General features: G+C 61.5%; 15 protein-coding genes, 1 tRNA gene and 2 pseudogenes. 11 read left to right on the forward strand and 7 right to left on the reverse strand.

Features of this window, described 5'->3' with window-relative positions:
* Positions 1–478: 478 nt before the first annotated feature.
* From K6I40_RS18945 to K6I40_RS18955, 4 genes and pseudogenes are all read left to right on the forward strand, one after another.
* Positions 479–2,859: pseudogene (locus K6I40_RS18945) on the forward strand (ATP-dependent DNA helicase).
* Positions 2,859–3,365: a KEOPS complex subunit Cgi121 gene (gene cgi121, locus K6I40_RS18950; protein ID WP_222915411.1), complete on the forward strand. Its 507-nt coding sequence runs from the start codon at positions 2,859–2,861 to the stop codon at positions 3,363–3,365. Before K6I40_RS18945 ends, cgi121 begins: the two are co-directional and overlap by 1 nt.
* Positions 3,366–3,505: 140 nt before the next feature.
* The gene (locus K6I40_RS28610; protein WP_255681772.1) at positions 3,506–3,724 is read left to right on the forward strand and encodes a hypothetical protein; all 219 of its coding nucleotides are present in this window, start codon (positions 3,506–3,508) and stop codon (positions 3,722–3,724) included.
* A gap of 9 nt (positions 3,725–3,733) precedes the next feature.
* On the forward strand, positions 3,734–4,675 hold the full coding sequence (locus K6I40_RS18955; RefSeq protein ID WP_255681774.1) for a Water stress and hypersensitive response domain-containing protein: 942 nt from the start codon (positions 3,734–3,736) through the stop codon (positions 4,673–4,675).
* 46 nt (positions 4,676–4,721) lie between these two features.
* Here the strand turns inward: K6I40_RS18955 and K6I40_RS18960 are convergent, their stop codons facing one another.
* Together K6I40_RS18960 and K6I40_RS18965 are read right to left on the reverse strand one after the other, a co-directional pair.
* The gene (locus K6I40_RS18960) at positions 4,722–5,516 is read right to left on the reverse strand and encodes an iron-sulfur cluster assembly protein (protein WP_222915413.1); all 795 of its coding nucleotides are present in this window, start codon (positions 5,514–5,516) and stop codon (positions 4,722–4,724) included.
* Positions 5,516–6,580 (reverse strand): amidohydrolase family protein, encoded by a 1,065-nt coding sequence (locus K6I40_RS18965; RefSeq protein ID WP_222915415.1) that lies wholly within the window; start codon positions 6,578–6,580, stop codon positions 5,516–5,518. Before K6I40_RS18965 ends, K6I40_RS18960 begins: the two co-directional genes overlap by 1 nt.
* A 187-nt stretch (positions 6,581–6,767) precedes the next feature.
* Here K6I40_RS18965 and K6I40_RS18970 point away from each other — a divergent pair, with 187 nt between their 5' ends.
* Positions 6,768–7,811 carry an NAD(P)-dependent alcohol dehydrogenase gene (locus tag K6I40_RS18970; protein WP_222915417.1) on the forward strand — a complete coding sequence of 348 codons (1,044 nt, stop codon included), beginning with the start codon at positions 6,768–6,770 and terminating at the stop codon, positions 7,809–7,811.
* Between the two features lie 389 nt (positions 7,812–8,200).
* Positions 8,201–9,576, forward strand: a pseudogene (locus K6I40_RS18975) (NADH:flavin oxidoreductase).
* A gap of 1 nt (position 9,577) precedes the next feature.
* Here K6I40_RS18975 and K6I40_RS18980 read toward each other — a convergent pair.
* The 3 genes from K6I40_RS18980 to K6I40_RS18990 form a co-directional block, all read right to left on the reverse strand.
* A complete protein-coding gene (locus tag K6I40_RS18980; protein WP_222915419.1) occupies positions 9,578–10,321 on the reverse strand; it encodes a rhodanese-like domain-containing protein in 744 nt (247 codons plus the stop codon).
* Positions 10,322–10,451: 130 nt separating this feature from the next.
* Positions 10,452–10,524: transfer RNA gene (locus K6I40_RS18985), tRNA-Gln, on the reverse strand.
* Between the two features lie 132 nt (positions 10,525–10,656).
* Entirely contained in the window at positions 10,657–11,442 is a 786-nt protein-coding gene (locus tag K6I40_RS18990; protein ID WP_222915422.1) for a hypothetical protein, read from the reverse strand.
* Between the two features lie 108 nt (positions 11,443–11,550).
* On the opposite strand from K6I40_RS18990, the gene K6I40_RS18995 reads away from it, so the two are divergent.
* Positions 11,551–12,141, forward strand: a complete 591-nt coding sequence (locus tag K6I40_RS18995) for an IMP cyclohydrolase (protein ID WP_222915424.1) — start codon at positions 11,551–11,553, stop codon at positions 12,139–12,141.
* Between the two features lie 225 nt (positions 12,142–12,366).
* Here the strand turns inward: K6I40_RS18995 and K6I40_RS19000 are convergent, their stop codons facing one another.
* Both K6I40_RS19000 and K6I40_RS19005 read right to left on the reverse strand, forming a co-directional pair.
* The gene (locus K6I40_RS19000; RefSeq protein ID WP_222915427.1) at positions 12,367–13,158 is read right to left on the reverse strand and encodes a DUF2182 domain-containing protein; all 792 of its coding nucleotides are present in this window, start codon (positions 13,156–13,158) and stop codon (positions 12,367–12,369) included.
* 30 nt (positions 13,159–13,188) lie between these two features.
* Positions 13,189–13,788, reverse strand: coding sequence for a DUF1326 domain-containing protein (locus K6I40_RS19005; RefSeq protein WP_222915429.1), 600 nt, complete (start codon positions 13,786–13,788; stop codon positions 13,189–13,191).
* Between the two features lie 262 nt (positions 13,789–14,050).
* Here K6I40_RS19005 and K6I40_RS19010 point away from each other — a divergent pair, with 262 nt between their 5' ends.
* The 4 genes from K6I40_RS19010 to K6I40_RS19025 all read left to right on the forward strand — a co-directional run bounded on the left by K6I40_RS19010 (position 14,051) and on the right by K6I40_RS19025 (position 16,981).
* Positions 14,051–14,719 carry a metallophosphoesterase family protein gene (locus K6I40_RS19010; protein WP_222915431.1) on the forward strand — a complete coding sequence of 223 codons (669 nt, stop codon included), beginning with the start codon at positions 14,051–14,053 and terminating at the stop codon, positions 14,717–14,719.
* 198 nt (positions 14,720–14,917) lie between these two features.
* Positions 14,918–15,433 (forward strand): serine O-acetyltransferase, encoded by a 516-nt coding sequence (gene cysE, locus K6I40_RS19015; protein WP_222915433.1) that lies wholly within the window; start codon positions 14,918–14,920, stop codon positions 15,431–15,433.
* A gap of 112 nt (positions 15,434–15,545) precedes the next feature.
* Entirely contained in the window at positions 15,546–16,451 is a 906-nt protein-coding gene (locus tag K6I40_RS19020; RefSeq protein WP_222915435.1) for a hypothetical protein, read from the forward strand.
* Positions 16,448–16,981 (forward strand): hypothetical protein, encoded by a 534-nt coding sequence (locus K6I40_RS19025; RefSeq protein ID WP_222915437.1) that lies wholly within the window; start codon positions 16,448–16,450, stop codon positions 16,979–16,981. Before K6I40_RS19020 ends, K6I40_RS19025 begins: the two co-directional genes overlap by 4 nt.
* Positions 16,982–17,514 lie beyond the last annotated feature (533 nt).

Genomic DNA, 17,514 nt, shown 5'->3' on the forward strand with positions numbered 1-17,514 from the left:
CCGTTCTGTGAGTAGAGCCGTTGATTCCCTCGAGTAGAAGCAAATCAAAGCGTCCTGCTATCGTGGCAACGAGGGATCGCCACGCCCTCCCCAACCGATTTCTGCTCACGGGCGCGTAGCGCCCGTTCGCATGGGTCTCGGAACCTTTGGTTCCGCGCTAACACTCACTCACGCCGTTCGTTCGCTTATCCACTGTCAGAGCAAGCTCTGACAAGCCTTTGCTCGCAGGCTCGCAAAGACCTCGCACGGCTTTGGGCCGCAGCTCACTGGCGTTCACCGCGTTCCAGCGCGCGCCACCGCATGCCAGTTCATCAATACCGGGAGATGTGTAGTCCACCTGTATCGAACGCTCGAGCGCGCGCAGACCCTGACAGATCGCCACTGATCGAGCGGCGGGCGAGCGCAGCGTCGCTCGAGGAGGAGATCCCAGGGCTCGCGAGACGATACTTTAAACCGCGGGACGCGCCAAGGGTGGATAATGAATATCGAGGAGCTGTCGGGGCTCCCGGCCGGTGCCCTCGACCACTTCCGGGGCGAGGGCATCGAGGAGCTCTACCCGCCCCAAGCCGAAGCGGTCGAGGCCGGCGCGACCGAGGGCGAGAACCTCGTGGCCGCCGTCCCGACCGCGAGCGGGAAGACGATGATCGCTGCCCTCTCGATGCTGTCGGCGATCGAGCGCGGCGGAACGGCGCTGTACATCGTCCCCCTACGAGCGCTCGCCAGCGAGAAAAAAGAGGAGTTCGAGGCCTACGAGCGGTTCGGCGTCACGGTCGGCGTGACGACCGGCAACTACGAGAGCACCAGCGACTGGCTCGCGACGAAGGACATCGTCGTCGCCACCAGCGAAAAGGTCGACTCGCTCGTCCGCAACGGGGCCGACTGGCTTTCCGATCTGACCTGCGTCGTCTCGGACGAGGTCCACCTGATCGACGACCGGAACCGGGGCCCGACGCTCGAGGTAACCCTCGCCAAACTCCGGAAGCTCAACCCCCGCATGCAGGTCGTTGCGCTCTCGGCGACGGTCGGCAACGCAGACGAGATCGCCGACTGGCTCGACGCCGCGCTCGTGGATACCGACTGGCGGCCGATCGACCTCCAGATGGGGGTCCACTACGGGAACGCACTGAATTTCGACGACGGCTCGACCAGAGAGGTGCCCGTTGAAGGGAGCGAAAAGCAGGAGGCCGCGCTCGTCCGCGACATTCTCCAGGAGGACGGCTCCTCGCTCGTGTTCGTCAACTCCCGGCGGAACGCCGAGGCCGCCGCGAGGCGGTTAGGCGGCGTCTCGAAGAACGAACTGACCGCCGAGGAGCAGTACGAGCTGGCCGAACTGGCCGACGAGATTCGGAACGACAGCGACACCGAAACGAGTAAAGACCTCGCTGAGGCCGTCGAGCATGGCTCGGCCTTCCACCATGCCGGCCTCTCAAGTACCCAGCGCTCGATCGTCGAGGATGCCTTCCGTGACCGCCTTTTGAAAGTCATCTCGGCGACGCCGACGCTCGCGGCAGGGGTCAACACTCCGGCTCGACGGGTGATCGTCCGCGACTGGCGGCGCTTCGATCCGAGCGCCGGCGGCATGGCACCCTTAGACGTCCTCGAGGTCCATCAGATGATGGGCCGAGCGGGCCGACCCGGGCTCGACCCCTACGGCGAGGCCGTGTTGCTCGCCAAGAGCCACGACGAGAGCGAGGAGCTGTTCGACCGCTATATCTGGGCCGATCCCGAGCCGGTTCGCTCGAAATTGGCGGCCGAACCCGCCCTCCGGACCCACGTGCTCGCGACCATCGCCTCCGGCTTCGCTCGCACCCGCGACGGACTCCTCGAGTTCCTCGAGGCCACCCTCTACGCCAGCCAGTCGAGCGAGGCCGGTCGGCTCGAGACGGTGACCGACACGGTTCTGGAGTACCTCGAGTCGAACGATTTCATAGAGCGTCACACTGGTGAAAGCGACAGTGCTGACGAGGACGCCGACGGCGCGTTCACCTCCGCAGCCGACCTCGCCGAGGAGAGCGGCCGTGACGAGGAACTCGAGGCGACCAGCCTCGGTCACACCGTCTCGCGGCTCTATTGGATCCGATGAGCGCTGCGGAGATCGTCCACGGCCTTGAGGACGCCGACGAGCGCCCGACCGCACTGGGTCTCTACCAGCTCGTCTCACGGACGCCGGACATGTACGAGCTCTATCTGCGCTCCGGGGAGGACGAGAAATTTGGCGAACTCTTCTACAAACGCGAGGCCGAACTATTGGGTAACGCCCCCAGCGAGTTCGAGGAGGAGCGCTTTGAGGACTGGCTCTCCTCACTCAAAACGGGCAAACTGCTCGAGGACTGGGCGACGGAGACCGACGAGGAGCAGTTGACCGATCGGTACAAGATCGGACCGGGCGACCTCCGCGGGAAGGTCGACACCGCGGAGTGGCTGCTCGGGGCGGCCGAGTCGCTGGCCGCGGAGATCGACAGCGAGTGGACCGTCGCCGTCCGAGAAGCCCGCGCCCGCGTCGAACACGGCGTCGGCGATGAACTGCTCGAACTCGTCTCCGTCGGCGGTGTGGGCCGCAAGCGCGCCCGCCGACTCTACGACGCGGGAATCGAGGAGCCCGCCGACCTGCGGACTGCGGACAAGGGAGTGATCCTCGACGTGCTCAAAGGGGAGAAGACGGCAGCGAACATCCTCGAGAACGCGGGCCGCGAGGACCCCTCGATGGACGGTGTCGAGCCGAAATCGACGGGGTCGAGCGATGGGGATGGAAAAGCAACAGCGAACTCGAGCGACGACACAGACGGTGACGGGACGACAACAGAAGCGACAGAGACGGCGGACGCCGACGACAGTCAGGCGAGTCTGGGTGACTTCTGATGAAGGTTCTGAAATGCCGCCTCGAGATTGATGATTTGGACTCGTTCGTGGCCGACCTCGGTGAGGTCGGGGACCGCCACGACGTGACGATCCAGGCGTTCGATTCGCGGTACGTCGCCGACCGTCGCCACCTCGAGCGGGCCGTCGAGTTCACCGATCGGGCGATCGACCGCGGCGAGAACGTTGCCCGAGACCGCGCCGTCGAGATCCTCCTGTACGCCGCCGGCCGGCGGCAGATCGACCGCGCGCTCGAAATGGGCGTCGGCGAGGGCGAGAACCGAGCAGTAGTGCTCGTCGACGGCGGGAGTGACGGCGATGAAGCGGCCGCGCTCGAGGCGGTCGAATCGCTGGGCGCATTCGTCGAACGGGAGCCGACGCTCGAAGCGCAGGACGCCGAGACGCTCTGTGAGTTCTTCGAGATTACCGACGCCGAGCGGGCGGCTACCGACGCGCCGCTATCGGCGCTGGTTCGCGAGCGGGTCGCGCTGCTCGAGGTCGAGAAGTAGCGGGTTCCGTGATCGTATTCAGGTCGCGCTGCTCGAGACCGTCGCTCCGGCGGCCTGTCACGAAGACCGACCCCGGTATTTTAATCGGGCCGTTCTAAACGGCATCCTTATATTTCGATCCCATTCGTGGCCCTCTACATATGCGAAAGAAGGTAGCGCAGATTTTCCTCGTCTGCTGTGTCGGCATCGCTGCGACACTCGGCGGGCTCTTCGCCGTCGGTGTGATCGGGGTCCCCGACGCCGGCCTCGAGGACAACGCGTGGGGCGACGTTTCCGACGACAAGATCGAAGTCATCACCGCGGTCTGGATCGACAACCCTAATCCGGCGATCTCGCTCGGCGGGACGAGCGTCGAGTAGACGCTGGCGATGAACGACGTCGAACTTGCGACGGGATCAGCTGACGACGTGAGCGTCCCGGCGGGCAACACGACGACAGAGCTCCGAACGGATCTGCGATACCAGCAGCTGCCGGCGTGGTGGGCCTCGCACGTTCGGAACGGCGAAGTGAGCAAGCTCGCGGTCGAGACGACCGCCAACGTCGACGTCGGCCCGCTCTCTGGCTCGCCGTCAGGAACCTACACGGACGAGAAGGCAACCGACCTCGAGATGATGATCGAGGGGACCCTCGCGGAGAGCGAGGGCGAACACTCGCTCTCGCCGATCGGCGGGGAGTCAGATCCCGCGAGTCGGACGGTCGAGCCGACCGTCGAGGTTCGAGACACGAGTGCGGAGTGGGGGAACGTAACGGAAAATCGGACCGAGCTCTTCCTCACGTTCGACGTGTACAACCCGAATGCCTACTCGCTACCGACCCCGGCCTTCACCGGTGAGATGGTATTCAACAATGTGACCGTCGCTCACTGGGAGGCCAACGAGGTCGACGTTCGAAACGGGGCGTCCAACGCGACGATCCCACCGCAGGAAAGCCGGGAGATCACCTTCGTCGCCGAAATGGACAACGACGATGTCGCCACCTGGTTCGCGACGCACGCGGATAACGAGGAGGTCACCGACGCCGAGATGCGCGCCCAACTGGCGATGCAGATTAACGGTGAGACGCGAACGATCCCCGACGACGAGGACGCGGTCCACTGCGAATACGAGCTGCGAACCGACATCTTCGTCGAGCAGGACGCGGGGATGGAACGACGAGACTGTACGCTCGCCCCGTGGGCCGCGCCCGACGACGCGACCGTCGAGGACCGCAATGGGACGCTCGAGCGCACCGAAACCGAGCAGTGGGCGGACGACACGGATGCCGACACGAACGAGTCCGACGACGACCTGCTGCGAGCGCTTGCCGGCTGAGCGGCGCGGAGCAGAAGAGAAGAACCGCGCGGATCGATCCTGTGCCTCAGTCGTCCGCAGACCCCTCGAGACGACCCTCTCTCGCGTCTCGAAGCCCGTCGCAGATACCGCCCTGACTCGACATATTGACCTGGGCGAGCCGTCCTCGTCGATGAACAAGGTCGAACGAGTCGGCGTCGATCGGCTCGCCCTCTGGCGTTCGAAACAGGACGTCAGCCGGATCAGAGACGAGGTTCGTTTCGCGGGCTTTCTCGAGGTATCGTTCGATCGGCTCCGCCGGAACGCTGACGGCGAAGGAATGGTCACGGACGTAGACGGCGACGGTCTCAGGAGGCCCCCCGTCGGATTTGGAAGCGTCGTGCTCGAGGTCCCGCCGTCGGAGTCCGACGATTGCCTCGGCATCGAGACCCGCGTCCAGCAGCGTTTCGACCGCGTCGTACTGTCGGGCGACTCGAGCTTTGTCGTCGAGTTCCGCACGGACTGCGTCGACGTCGCCGTCGGCGTCCGGAAACGCGTCGGCGAAGGAGAGCCCCTCGTTCACGCCGCGATTGATCTCCGCCTCGTGCATATGCTCGTGGAGCGTGATGCGAGCGTTCTCGACGGCGGGTAGGGACTCGACCTCGTCACAGGCGTCGACGGCCATCATCCAAGCGAAGGCCGGCGAGCACCACGCCGTCGGGAGCGTGAGGTCGACGCCGACGCGGCCGCCGTCGATCTCGATCCGATCGACGTAGTCGAGTTCGACGATCGAGCGATCGAGTTCCGGATCGGTGACTCGGTCCAATCGGTCACGGACGGCCGCCCGCGTGGGAGCGGAGCCGTCGGAAGGCAGCGTACTCATCAGTCGTCCGCCGGCGCGGGTTCCCCGCTGGCGTAGTGGTCCTCGAGGTCGAACTGTTGGCTGATCTCGTCGTTCTGGAAGGCCTGTCTCTTTTCCTCGATATCGATGTCGTAGAGGTCAGCGATGTTCTCTCCCATGACCTTCTGTTTCGTCTCGAGGTCCCACTCGACGCCGTACTCCATGCGGTCGTCCTGTGTAAGTTCGGCCTCGAGGACTTCCTCGACGAGCCAGTCGGGGTTCCAGATGGCGTAGTCCGAACCGAAGATGACCCGGTCCTCGCCGAGCCACCAGAGGAGTTCGGACATGATCTCTGAGAACTTTCCTGGCCGGTTCTGAGCGAACGGCGCGGCGACCGCGAGCCCGCCGTAGACGTTGTTCTCCTGGGCGGCGATCCAGCAGAAGTCGTCGAGGCGAGGGAGCCCGACGTGCTCAACGACGAAGTTGAGTTCCGGGAACGATGAGGCCGCGTCGTCGACGTCCGCCACATCGAAGGCGTCGCGGTTCAGTGGGCGGATCGTTGGCCCCTTATGTGCGTGAATGTTCTCGATGCCGAGTTCGGAGCACTTCTCGAGGAACTCGAAGGCCTCCTCGTCGTCGAGTCGCCAACCCTTCGAGTCGCCGCGCCACTCCGCGGTGTAGAGTTTGACGCCGGGAATCTCGTATTTCTCGTGGAGTTCCTCGAGGTACTCGAGACCCGGGTCCGCGTCACGCGGATCGAACGAGCCGTTGAGCACAAACCGTTCTGGGTACTCGGTCGCGAGTTCGGCGTTTTGCTCGGTCGTGTTGAATCCCTCTTCGTAAAAGTCGGTGAGATAGGTGGGCTGGAAGATTCCCATGTCGACAGCAGCATTCGAAAACAGGTCTTCAACCATCCGTTCGGCACCGTACTGCCGGTATTCGGACATGTCCCATTGGCGCTCCTCGGGCGTAAACGTCGTGTGATAGTCGTAGAAGCACTGGATGAACTCCTCCCCGCCCTCATGTTTGATATTTTCCTCCGTGGCGTCCCACAGGTGCACGTGGCCGTCGATGACGAAGATTTCCTCTCCGTTATGCTGATACATCGCACAGTGTATATCGATACCACACCACATTACTCTTTTTCAGACATATCTGAATTCTACCTCTCGCATCATCTTCTCCGGTCAAAATTAGTGGTTCTTCGAACTAGTATCAAGAAATAAATATTCACGGTCGGCGATACGCGAGGGGAATGTTATCACGAATGGCGGTGAACTGTGACTCAGTACCATGCAAGCAGCTAGACTCCACGAGTACACCGAGGAAATGAGCGACGCACTCTCGATCGACGACGTCGACCGGCCGGCCCTCGAGCGGTCCGATCAGGTACTGGTCGAGGTCGAGGGGGCAGGATGGTGTCAGACTGACAACCACATCATCGAGGGGATGTGGGCCGACTATGCGCCACAGGACCTGCCGATGACGCTGGGCCATGAGAACGCCGGGATCGTTGCCGAGACCGGCGAGGAGGTGACGCTGGTCGAGGAGGGCGATCCGGTGATCTGCCATCCCGTCCAGACCTGTGGCATCTGTCGGCCCTGCAGACTCGGCGAGGACATGTACTGTGAGAACAGCGCGTTCAACGGCCTCACCATCGACGGCGGCTTCGCGGAGTACCTCCAGACCAACGAGCGCGCGGTGATCCCGTTGCCCGATGGCGTTGATCCGACTGAGATCGCGCCCCACGCCGACGCGGGGATCACGGCCTACCATGCCGTCAAGAAAGCAGTCGACGAACTGAACCCCGGCGACACCACCGTTATCATCGGCGTCGGCGGGCTCGGCCACATCGGGCTCCAGTGCCTCGAGGCGATGAGCGCCGCCGACATCGTCGCCGTCGACATCAAAGACGAAGCGCTCGAGCTGGCCGAAGAGTTAGGCGCTCGCCACACCGTCAACTCCACAGAGGAGGACCTCCCCGACGTGATCGGAGACCTGACCGACGACGAGGGAGCCCAGCAGGTCGTCGACTTCGTTGGGGCCGACGAGACGACCGGATTGGCACCTGAAATCGTCGCCGCTGGCGGCGACCACCATATCGTCGGCTACGGCGGCCACGTCCACGAACCCAGTCAGGCGCTGGTCAACGGCGAGTTCTCGTTCCGCGGTACGTTGGTCGGCAAGTACGCCGAACTCCAGGAACTCGTCGCACTCGTCGACCGCGGCGATGTCGAACTGCGCACCGAGCGCCACGACCTCGACGAGATCAACACGGTCGCCGAACGGCTCGAGCACAACGAAATCGAGGGCCGGGCGGTCGTCCTGCCGCCCTAACAACCGTCTGCTATCGCTCTTCGTCTCACTCCGGAACTGGCCAACCGCCGTGCGGTGGCGCGTGCTGAGCGTCAGTGAGTCATGCGAGGCCCGAACGGAGTGAGGGGTTCGGAAGTGAGCGGTGACCGTCGGGAACCGCGAGCCGATGACGAACTGTCGCTCGAACGCACGCGAGGGATAAGTGAGAAGTGAGCGAGCCTGCGAGTGAACGAATCGGCTGGGAGGGCGTGGAGTCCCTCGTTGCCACGGACGCAGGACGCTCAGTTCACACGTCACCGTTACAATCCAACTCGAGATAGGTATACGTCGTAGCATCCGTCTCGAGGGAGACGATCCCACCGACTCCGGACTGGCACTACCCTCTTGTACGGCCGCCTGATACGCCCTGCATGGCCACCCTCGAGGAGCCCATCGATATCGGCGGCGTCACGATCCCCAACCGGCTCTACCGCGCGCCGCTGCTCGAGTGTGCGGGCAACGGCCCCGACGCGGTCGACACGCTGATCGACGACTTAGAGCCCGCCGCCGAATCGGGCGTCGGCCTCCTCTGTCAGGGCGCGACGATCGTCCGCGGCGAGGGTGGCTGTGCCGCCCCAGGGATGACCCGGGTCCACGACCCCGACTTCGTCTCACGACTGTCACGACTCACCGACCGCATCCACGACCACGGGAGCCGGATCGTTGTCCAACTCGAGCACGGCGGGCTCCGAAGCATGGAGACCTGGCACGCCGAATACAGCGCGGAGCATCCGGACCTCGAGCAACTCGCCGTCTCGGAGCCGCCCTGGCAGTTGCGACTGCTCGATCGGCTAGGATTCCTCGAGTACGATCCGCACGTCCTCACGACGGCGGAGGTGTACGACCTCGCAGCCGATTTCGGTCGCACGGCGGCTCGGGCCGTCGAGGCGGGCTACGACGGGATCCACCTCGCCGGCGCGAACATGGGGATCGTCCAGCAGTTCCTGTCCCCGTTCTACAACCGGCGGACCGACGAGTTCGGCGGCTCGCCCGAGGCCCGTCTGAACTTTCTCGCGGTCGTCCACGACGAGATCCGCGAGCGGGCGGGCGACGTGCCCCTGCTGACCAAAGTCCCCGCCGAAACGCCAGCGCCGCCCGCGCCGATCGTTCGTCGGAAGCTTTCACTCGAGGATGGGGTTGAGATCGCCCGCCGGCTGGAGGAGATCGGCTACGACGCGGTGGTCCCCGTCCAGACGTCGGTCGTCTGGGACATGAGCATCGTCCGCGGGGAGTACCCCGAGCGGGCGTGGGACAACGAGGCACTTCAGGATGAGTACGACGCGGCGTTCGGCGGCGCGACGCGCAGGCGACTCGTCGCCGCGGCGAACCGAATCCAGTCGCTGCAGTACGACTTCGAACCGGCATGGAACGAGGACTTCTGCCGCCGCGTGCGCGAGCAGGTGTCGATTCCCGTCCTCGGGGAGGGCGGGATCCGCGGGCGAGCGGAGATGGACCGGCTGCTCGATTCGAGGACGGAGAGTGGGGTTGGCGGCGATTCGAGCGACGCGGAGCCGGCCTGCGACATGGTCGGCATGGCCCGCCCTTCTACGCCGAACCGCGGTTAGGGGCGCGGCTGCTCGAGACCGAATCGAGAGACGAAAATCCGCGCGCGCTCTGTGAGAGCTGCAACAACTGTACGGTGCCGCAGGTGACCGGTGCACCGGGGATCTGCCGGACGCCGGCCGTGCTTCGAAAGCGAGGCGAACTCGAGCGGGAGGGTGCCTACGGACGGCCCGAGAGCGAGTAATTTAGGCCGTGAGAGTGTTGCTCGTCAGTTCCGCGAGCGTCCCTTCGGTCGTGTAATCGGGGGCCTCGACCCTGAACCGGGAGTCTGTCGAGCCCGCGTAGTGGAGTTGTAGCGTGTACGAGCCGTCCTCGGCGATCGGTGCGGCTTCGGCGCGCTCTGCATCGAGTTGTTCGAGCATGACCATCTCACCGGCGTAGGCAGCGTCGGACTGTCCCTGAATGTGGTAGGTCGCCCGATCCTCCGAGACCTCAGAGCCCTCGAGCGGATAGCCGGAATTGATCCACGCCTGAAATCCGTCGTCGAGCGCGTATACCTCCTCGTAACCGTTGTCGATCAGCGATGCGGCACGCAGTCCGGAGAGGTGGTGGGGACAGCCACAGTAGGTGACGATGCGATCATCCGTGGACCAGTCTGCGATCGGATCGTCCGAACCGCCGTCCGGGGCAGGGCTCAGCGGTGCCCCGGCGATATGCGCGTTCTCGTACTGGTTTGATTTACGTGCATCAGCCACCCGTGCTTCCTGTCGCTGATACCAGTAGAAGACGTCCTCGATGGGAGCCAGTGGCACCTCGATACCGTCGTATGCTTTCGTCTGATAGGTACTCGTGTCGATCGACCGCTCTTCGGGTTCCGATTCCGGTTTCGGGCCGTATCCGTCACCCTGTCCGCCGTCACCGCTGAGGCACCCCGCGACGCTCGTCACGGCCGCCGTCGAGCCTACTGCGAGAAACTGCCGTCGGTTCATTGCCGCTAGCTATGCGCGTCATCCCAATATGGGTTCTGGTAATGGAGTATTCGCCACAGTGACCCCTTCGTTTCAACTGGAAACCGAGGGACAAGGTTGGTGAAGTGCTCGAGTCGAAACGGCAGAGAAGTAGTCCATGCTGGATTCGAACCAGCGTCCCGAGCCCCAGAAGCTCGGAGGATTGGCCACTACCCTAATGGACTTGACATGTGCTCGCCGGCTCCGATTGCCGACGACGTATCCCTTCGTAGTTGGTGTTCGTATTAGAGTGTTACGAACTCAGTCGCGAATCAGAACGTCGGGGAACTCTGTATAGGCACCGACCCTGATGGAGATTACGGCATCGGTGGGACGTAGTGTTCCGTTCGATGGCAGTTTGCACAGAGAACGCGACAGCGATTAATTTCGGTACGAATACGATCTTTCGGTTGCCCATTCGAGACGAGTTTTGCGACAGTTGCTTCCTTTTTATCACCGAAGTGATGGAAATCCAAACAGGCAGGATCTGACTCTTCACATCGATCACACCCTGCGTCACGCTTTAGATTGTGAGTCCATTGCCTGCGTTCTTGCTCCGGTTTGGAGTAATGAAGTACCCGGTGACAGTTAGCACACAAGACGTCACACTTCTCAATCTCTTCACGAAGTGTCTCTTTCCCGTAGCCGAAGGTCACCATTCGTCCAACTGCCATTCGCTTCGTCGTTTCATCAGTGTGGTGAAAATCTAAACATGCAGCAGTATCGACACCACATTGTGAGCACCCTTGTTCGCGCTTTCGATCGTTAACCCAGGATCGAAGGTGAGAGCGGCGGTGTAACGTCCGTTCCGTGTTCCACTTAGTATTTCGATAGTGCCACCGCTGGTCGACGGAAAGCTCTTCCCAAGACGTATCCTCGGGAAGCTCGACATCGTCCGGTTTCGGCCCAACTCGAGACCCTCTCGAGTACGCTGTTTCTAGTCCCGCCTCTGTTTTCGCGTCGTTCCAGCCCCCACACGTTCGAATGATCGTCGCAGAGGCGGGCGTCAGCCCCAGCTCCTCGTACTGTGCTTTCGTCGGCGACTCGCCCAGTCGCTCGGCGGCCTCTCGTAACGCCTTGAGACAGTCGTCCTCCGTAGCCACACCGCCGTTCGCCGCGCGATCTCATATAAACACTCGGACGATGTAGCGACTACGGCCGCTCGAGTGCGAACCGATACCCCTTTTCCGTTCTCTCGCGCACCCCTGAGTATGTACGTCGGACGATTCGTCGTTGTCGGCCCCGAAGTCGGAGCATACCGCGTCTCCTCGCGATCATTCCCGAACCGGGAGATCACCGCTCGAGACGAGGCACTCACCGTCGGTCCCACCGACGATGCCCCGGCAACAGACAACCCCTACGTCTCCTATAACTGCCTGCGGGTCGTCGAGACGCCGACGGGCGAGACGGCCGCCTTCGGTAACGGCTCGCACGTCGATCCGATCGCGGAGAAACTCGAACTCGGCTATCCGGCCCGCGACGCACTGGCGGAGAGTCTGCTGGCGCTTGACTACGAGAAAGATGACTACGACACGCCCCGGATCGCGGCGACGATCGGTGGGGACGGCGAGGCCCTGATCGGCACGGTGCGCAAGGACGCCCTGCTCGTCGAGACCGTCGACGAGCCGACACTGGTCGCGACCTACGAGAAGAATTCCCCCGAATCGATCGACCTCGAGGCGGGGAGTGCCGAGGCGGCCGCGAGCGAGGTCTATGACCTCGAGTTCGAGCACGCGGTCTGTGCGGCCGGTGTGGCTCGAACCGAAGACGGGTTCGAGACGGCGATCGAGAACGGCGACTGATCGAGACAGGGCCGGTATTTTAGCTATAGTGACAACTGAAACAAGTTACACATCGATCATACAGTCGTCGTGCGATCGGGTGTGCAGTGACTTTCAGTAGCTACTATAGATGTGTTGCTCGATAGGCGGACGCACCGGTCGGAACGGATTTTATCAGTTGCAGATAACCGTCACCGAGTCATGCTGAGTGCGACGCGGGTAGTCACCGACCGCGACGGGATGGTTCTACGGGATGGTGATCACGATGAGAGCGATTCCGGTAGCGCCAGCGAGTATGCCGACTGCGTATGCCAGTCGCTCGCCCCATGCAACTGTCCGTTCGAGCGAGAGCACGACCGCGATCAGCGCCATCCACACGATATTCATTGAGCCCACGACCACCACGAACGCGAACAGGGCCCAACAGCACCCGATGCAGAAGACGCTGAATTGCCAACTCATTCGCACGGCACCACGAATCCCTCGTTGGTGGTGTCCCATGAGGAAACCGAGCGGAGATCGGCAGTACCGAAGGCACCGGTACTTGTAGGGGGAGAGCTGATACACCGCCAGCAGCAAGAGTGCACTGCCCACTAAAAGGCCGCCGTGCTCGTGCGCGATGATGGTAATCGGAACCACGACGTTGACGACAAGTGGAATGACCCCCGTTAGCATCCACATCAGCGCATATGTCCCCATGAACGCCGCTACCCGCGCCCATCTTCCCGCTTTCGTCGTCCCCTCGAGTGTCCCGTAGTACAGCCGGAAGAGAGGTACTGACGACGGGTACATCATCGCGATCATCATTACACCCCACATGAATAGATAGAGACCGACACCGGTGAGACCGTTCGAAAGCGCCATCGTCTCCGGTGCTCCGGGGTCGGACAGCTGCGATCCGTGTGCCGATTCCGGCATCGGGAACCAGCGCCCGATGATCGCCGCCCACGCGAGCAGTGCGATCACGTATGTGACAAGCGCGACAGCTGGAATACGTCGGCGAGTGAATCGCTTCCGGAACGATTCACGTGTCCGCATGGAAAAATGACGGTTTTATAAATGTATTCGTTAGGCGTTCGCCAGCTCGAAGTCACCGAAGTACGAATTGTTCTCCGAGACGTCCCACGAGAACTCGTCGTTGTAGGTGACAGTGGCTGTCGTTGACTTTCCGGTCTGCATCTCCCGACTCTTCGTGAGCGGATGGGGAGAGATGGTACCGAGGTCCTCATTGAAGCCCCTCTTCCCGACAACCGTCATGGAGACGACGTCTCCCATCTCCACGGAGAAGTCCGCACCGTTCCGGTCGAACGTGACGGGCACGGTTGCGGCCTCGACGGTTTCGACGTGAGTGTCGGCGACGGGAGCGAAGATACCCCCGGCTCGTCCGAAATAAATGTCTTCGAGTGCGGCCCGCTGGTCGTCGTCGGCCGCCTCGTCGATGAGGAGCACGACATTCCACCCAGTATCGGGAGCGAACATGACACCCGCTTCAGTGGAGATGAGCATACCGACGGACAAATCGCTCAGGTCGATGTCCCCGTACCGCCCATCCCGTATATGCCACGCTAGCGACACCGTACAGACGTCGTCATCGGGGGGTTCCAGCCAGATGCACTGGCACGTGACGTCGCAGTTGCAGGCTTCGACGTAGTCCCCTCGAGTTGCCATTGTTCGGCCATTTCGAAACCACCGTGTGGTGTGCCAACATGTAACGCAATAAATCTTTTAGGCGGAACGAGTAGTATGTCCACTCTTTTGCTGGAATTGTTCTCTGTATTTAGCAATCCATATTTAGCAGACAAGGAACATATCGGTAACTGGCGCAGTACATCGTTGTCCAGTAGTGAACGTCCGCTGGCTCTCCCGATAGTACCGTTGAAGCAGTTGCCGCCGGATAACCTACAAACCTCTCGGGCTGTTATCCCCGAGCATGAAGGTCGGACTCATCTCGGACGTCCACAGCAACCGGGTCGCCCTCGAGGCCGTCCTCGAGGACATGCCGCCAGCCGACGAGATCCTCTGTGCGGGCGACGTCGCCGGCTACAACCCCTGGCCCGGCGACTGCGTCGACGAGTTGCGAACGCGGGACGTGCCGACGGTGATGGGAAACCACGACGCCGCCGTCGTCGGGGACACCCCTTTCCGGTTCAACGGGATGGCCAAAGCAGGCGTCGAATACGCCAAACGGCAGCTCTCGGATGCGCAACTCGAGTGGCTCGCCGGCCTCCCGGTGGAACGGCTCGAGTGCGACGGCCGCGTCAAGCTAGTCCACGGGCATCCGGACGATCCCGACCGATACACCCGGTACACGTATCCCGAGGAGTTCTCGCCGCGGCTGCTGGGCAACGAGGACGTACTGGTACTCGGCCACACCCACGATCAGGGCGTGCGGCAGTTCGCAGAGGGCATCGTCGTCAACCCCGGAAGCGTCGGCCAGCCACGCGATGGTGATCCGCGGGCGGGCTATGCGGTCCTCGATCTCGACGCACTGACGGTCGACACCCACCGTGTCGAATACGATATCGACGCCGTCCAAGACGCAGTCGAGGACGCGAGACTCCCGAAACGCATCGGCACGCGGCTCGCTCGCGGGAAGTGACGTCGACGCCGGAAACGAATCTTTTTACACTCACCCCACTGCTACGTTCGGACATGGTATCCACCGGCTCCACCGCGTGTACCGTCCGGAACTATATTCGGCACGCCGTGGATCGGTGTTGTCGCTCGGCGACTCGTCCGTCGACTCGAGGCCAGCGTCGCTCCGCGACCGTTCACGCGAGGATCACGACGGAGAGCGATGTTCAGACGCGTGCGTGAGGACGTTCGGGCAATGTGCGAGCGTGACCCCGCCGCGACGGGGTGGCTCGAGGTCCTGCTGTGCTATCCGGGCCTCCACGCGGTCTGGGCACATCGGCTCGCCCACCGCTGCTGGTCCCGCGGAGCCGGCTGTCGCCTGCTCGCGCGGCTGTTTTCCCACCTCGTCCGCTGGCTGACCGGCGTCGAGATCCATCCAGCCGCCGAGATCGGCCGCCGCGTGACGATCGATCACGGAATGGGCGTTGTCATCGGCGAGACGGCCGAAATCAGCGACGACGTACATATGTACCATGGCGTCACGCTCGGCGGCGATACGAACGAACCGGTCAAGCGCCATCCGACGGTCGAGGAGGGCGCACAACTCGGCGCGAACGCCACGCTGCTGGGCGACATCACGATCGGCGAGGACGCGGCCGTCGGTGCCGGCTCGGTCGTCACGAGCGACGTCGAACCCGGCGCGACCGTTGTCGGCGTTCCCGCAGAGCGAGTCGACTGATCAGTTGACGTCGAGGGACTGCAAGTACGCTTCGGGCTAATACGAGGGATACGCCGCCTACCTTATCGCTGAAGCCGCCATCGGTACTAAGGGCATTTCCAAATCCTCGAGCATGGGTACGCTGGTCGATGACGTCGGAAAGAACCTCGACTCCGCCCGTGGTCTGGGGAAGATCGATGCGCCGGGTACGCGGGCCGGAAAGATCACACATCGGGTCGTCGCCAACGGTTGTAACCCAGACGTGGACGCGCCGACTGTCCAGCGATACCTCCGCGACGATCACGGAATCGAAACCGCCGGTGGACTCGACCATGCGCTTACGCAACTCGACGGAATACGCCACGCCGACGAACTCTCCTCGAGCGAGCAGGCGGCGCTGGCGGCCCGGCTCTCGCGGAGTTCCGACTCGAGTGCGGTGCGGGCGTTCGTCGATGATCTCGATAGTCCTGAGGATGTGCGGCATTTGCTGGACGAAGATACTGCGGCGGTCGATCGGATGGCAAAGTTTTACGCGCATCGTGGCGCAAACTCTGGTCAATATAGGAACATTGACCCTGATCTAAGCTCCAACGACATACTCCAAGTCGGCGAAAAAGCGGATATTCACGGAACAAACCTAATCGTGAAAAGAGATGGGGAGCTGAGATGGATAGAACAGGGAAATAGCGACTTTGGTTGGAGACATATCGAACAACGGCATATCCAAGGGGTTGGAAAAGATGCAGTTTCTGAGGATGGAGTCACAAGCTTCTGGCCAATCGGTCAACGGATTGAGACTCGTTCACTTCCAAATAAAATGAATCCGAATGAAATTAACGATCTGATCTACAAGACAATTAAAGATGGGGAGACTTCAGGCGGAAGAGCGATTGGAAAGACCGAATATATGCTTCGGCCAGTTCCTCAAGAAGGAATTAAACGGATGCGTGTTGTCATTCGACGCGATGGATCGGTAGAAACAGCGTTTCCTGAAGCTGGAAATGATATTGCAAAATGGAACGATGGATGGGTAAAATGACTAGTAGAGACAAACTGTGGATCGATTTTCGGGACGACAGTGCGTTTCGAGAATCCCTAATAAACGGTAATCCTGATCCGATCGGTGGTATCCGGATCAGCACTGGTGACGAGTATCTCGTGGGTGGCAAAAACGAATACTTGCCAACATGGGTCACAGATTTTGTAATCAGATTAGTTGATAGCGGAATCGATGTTCTCGATGGGGAACAGAGAACAATCGTGAACCATAATGGACCATCGTATTTGGTTATCAAACCCTCTGATGAGGAGGAAGTAGAAGTGTCCCATCGGCTAATCTGGGAAGCAGTCGAAGATCCAGACGAGTATCCAGAATTGATAGAGACAACAATCACAACGTCCGATACATTCGTTTCTGCTGTCGATCAGGTTGGTCAGCGGCTGCTTGCATATATACTCGAGCACAATCCGCAGCTAACGGATTCGGAGACAGTTTCAGATTTGCAAAAAGTACTTGAGCTCCTAGAGGGTCGGAAACAATCAGCAAACATTGAGGAGACAGAGGAATAATACACTTCGATCTAAGCACGATCTGTAGAATGAAGCGGAATTACTGAGTCCGGGGTCACTGGGTCCGATTTCATCGCCTCGGCCCGGAGGCAATCAACTACAAATAGAGGCAGACGGAATTCGTCTCCGAGCAACAGACGGAACAAAAGAAACGATCACGCTCGAATCATGACCAGCAAGAACCACGATCACGTGGCTGTTTCCACCGATAGCGGGGTCAATTGGGACTTTATTATCCCATCAGACGCAGCTACGTGTTCCGAACAGTTGACCGAAATGACGACGCTCGGTACGCAGTCGTTCGACTCGTTCGGGGATTTTCTATCGCCGATCGAACTCACGTACCAGATCCAGACGTATTCAGAGGGACAAAATCTGCCATATGGTAGTGACGCTGCCGAACCCAATAAAACGGTTGTACGAAACGTGCGTGAAGACCGTGGACTGACGGTCGAGGATTTCGTAGCATCGACCTGCATAGATCACCCGGGAGACCGGCTAATTCTCCGGATACATAACTGACGGCTACGAGT

Source organism: Natrinema sp. SYSU A 869 (assembly GCF_019879105.1).
Taxonomy (GTDB): domain Archaea; phylum Halobacteriota; class Halobacteria; order Halobacteriales; family Natrialbaceae; genus Natrinema.

Excerpts from the sequence above, each read along its gene's own strand:
- cgi121 (WP_222915411.1), top strand. The coding sequence starts at position 2,859 with ATGAAGGTTCTGAAATGCCGCCTCGAGATTGATGATTTGGACTCGTTC.
- K6I40_RS28610 (WP_255681772.1), top strand. The coding sequence starts at position 3,506 with ATGCGAAAGAAGGTAGCGCAGATTTTCCTCGTCTGCTGTGTCGGCATC.
- K6I40_RS18955 (WP_255681774.1), top strand. The coding sequence starts at position 3,734 with ATGAACGACGTCGAACTTGCGACGGGATCAGCTGACGACGTGAGCGTC.
- K6I40_RS18960 (WP_222915413.1), bottom strand. The coding sequence starts at position 5,516 with ATGAGTACGCTGCCTTCCGACGGCTCCGCTCCCACGCGGGCGGCCGTC.
- K6I40_RS18965 (WP_222915415.1), bottom strand. The coding sequence starts at position 6,580 with ATGTATCAGCATAACGGAGAGGAAATCTTCGTCATCGACGGCCACGTG.
- K6I40_RS18970 (WP_222915417.1), top strand. The coding sequence starts at position 6,768 with ATGCAAGCAGCTAGACTCCACGAGTACACCGAGGAAATGAGCGACGCA.
- K6I40_RS18980 (WP_222915419.1), bottom strand. The coding sequence starts at position 10,321 with ATGAACCGACGGCAGTTTCTCGCAGTAGGCTCGACGGCGGCCGTGACG.
- K6I40_RS18995 (WP_222915424.1), top strand. The coding sequence starts at position 11,551 with ATGTACGTCGGACGATTCGTCGTTGTCGGCCCCGAAGTCGGAGCATAC.
- K6I40_RS19000 (WP_222915427.1), bottom strand. The coding sequence starts at position 13,158 with ATGCGGACACGTGAATCGTTCCGGAAGCGATTCACTCGCCGACGTATT.
- K6I40_RS19005 (WP_222915429.1), bottom strand. The coding sequence starts at position 13,788 with ATGGCAACTCGAGGGGACTACGTCGAAGCCTGCAACTGCGACGTCACG.
- K6I40_RS19010 (WP_222915431.1), top strand. The coding sequence starts at position 14,051 with ATGAAGGTCGGACTCATCTCGGACGTCCACAGCAACCGGGTCGCCCTC.
- cysE (WP_222915433.1), top strand. The coding sequence starts at position 14,918 with ATGTTCAGACGCGTGCGTGAGGACGTTCGGGCAATGTGCGAGCGTGAC.
- K6I40_RS19020 (WP_222915435.1), top strand. The coding sequence starts at position 15,546 with ATGGGTACGCTGGTCGATGACGTCGGAAAGAACCTCGACTCCGCCCGT.
- K6I40_RS19025 (WP_222915437.1), top strand. The coding sequence starts at position 16,448 with ATGACTAGTAGAGACAAACTGTGGATCGATTTTCGGGACGACAGTGCG.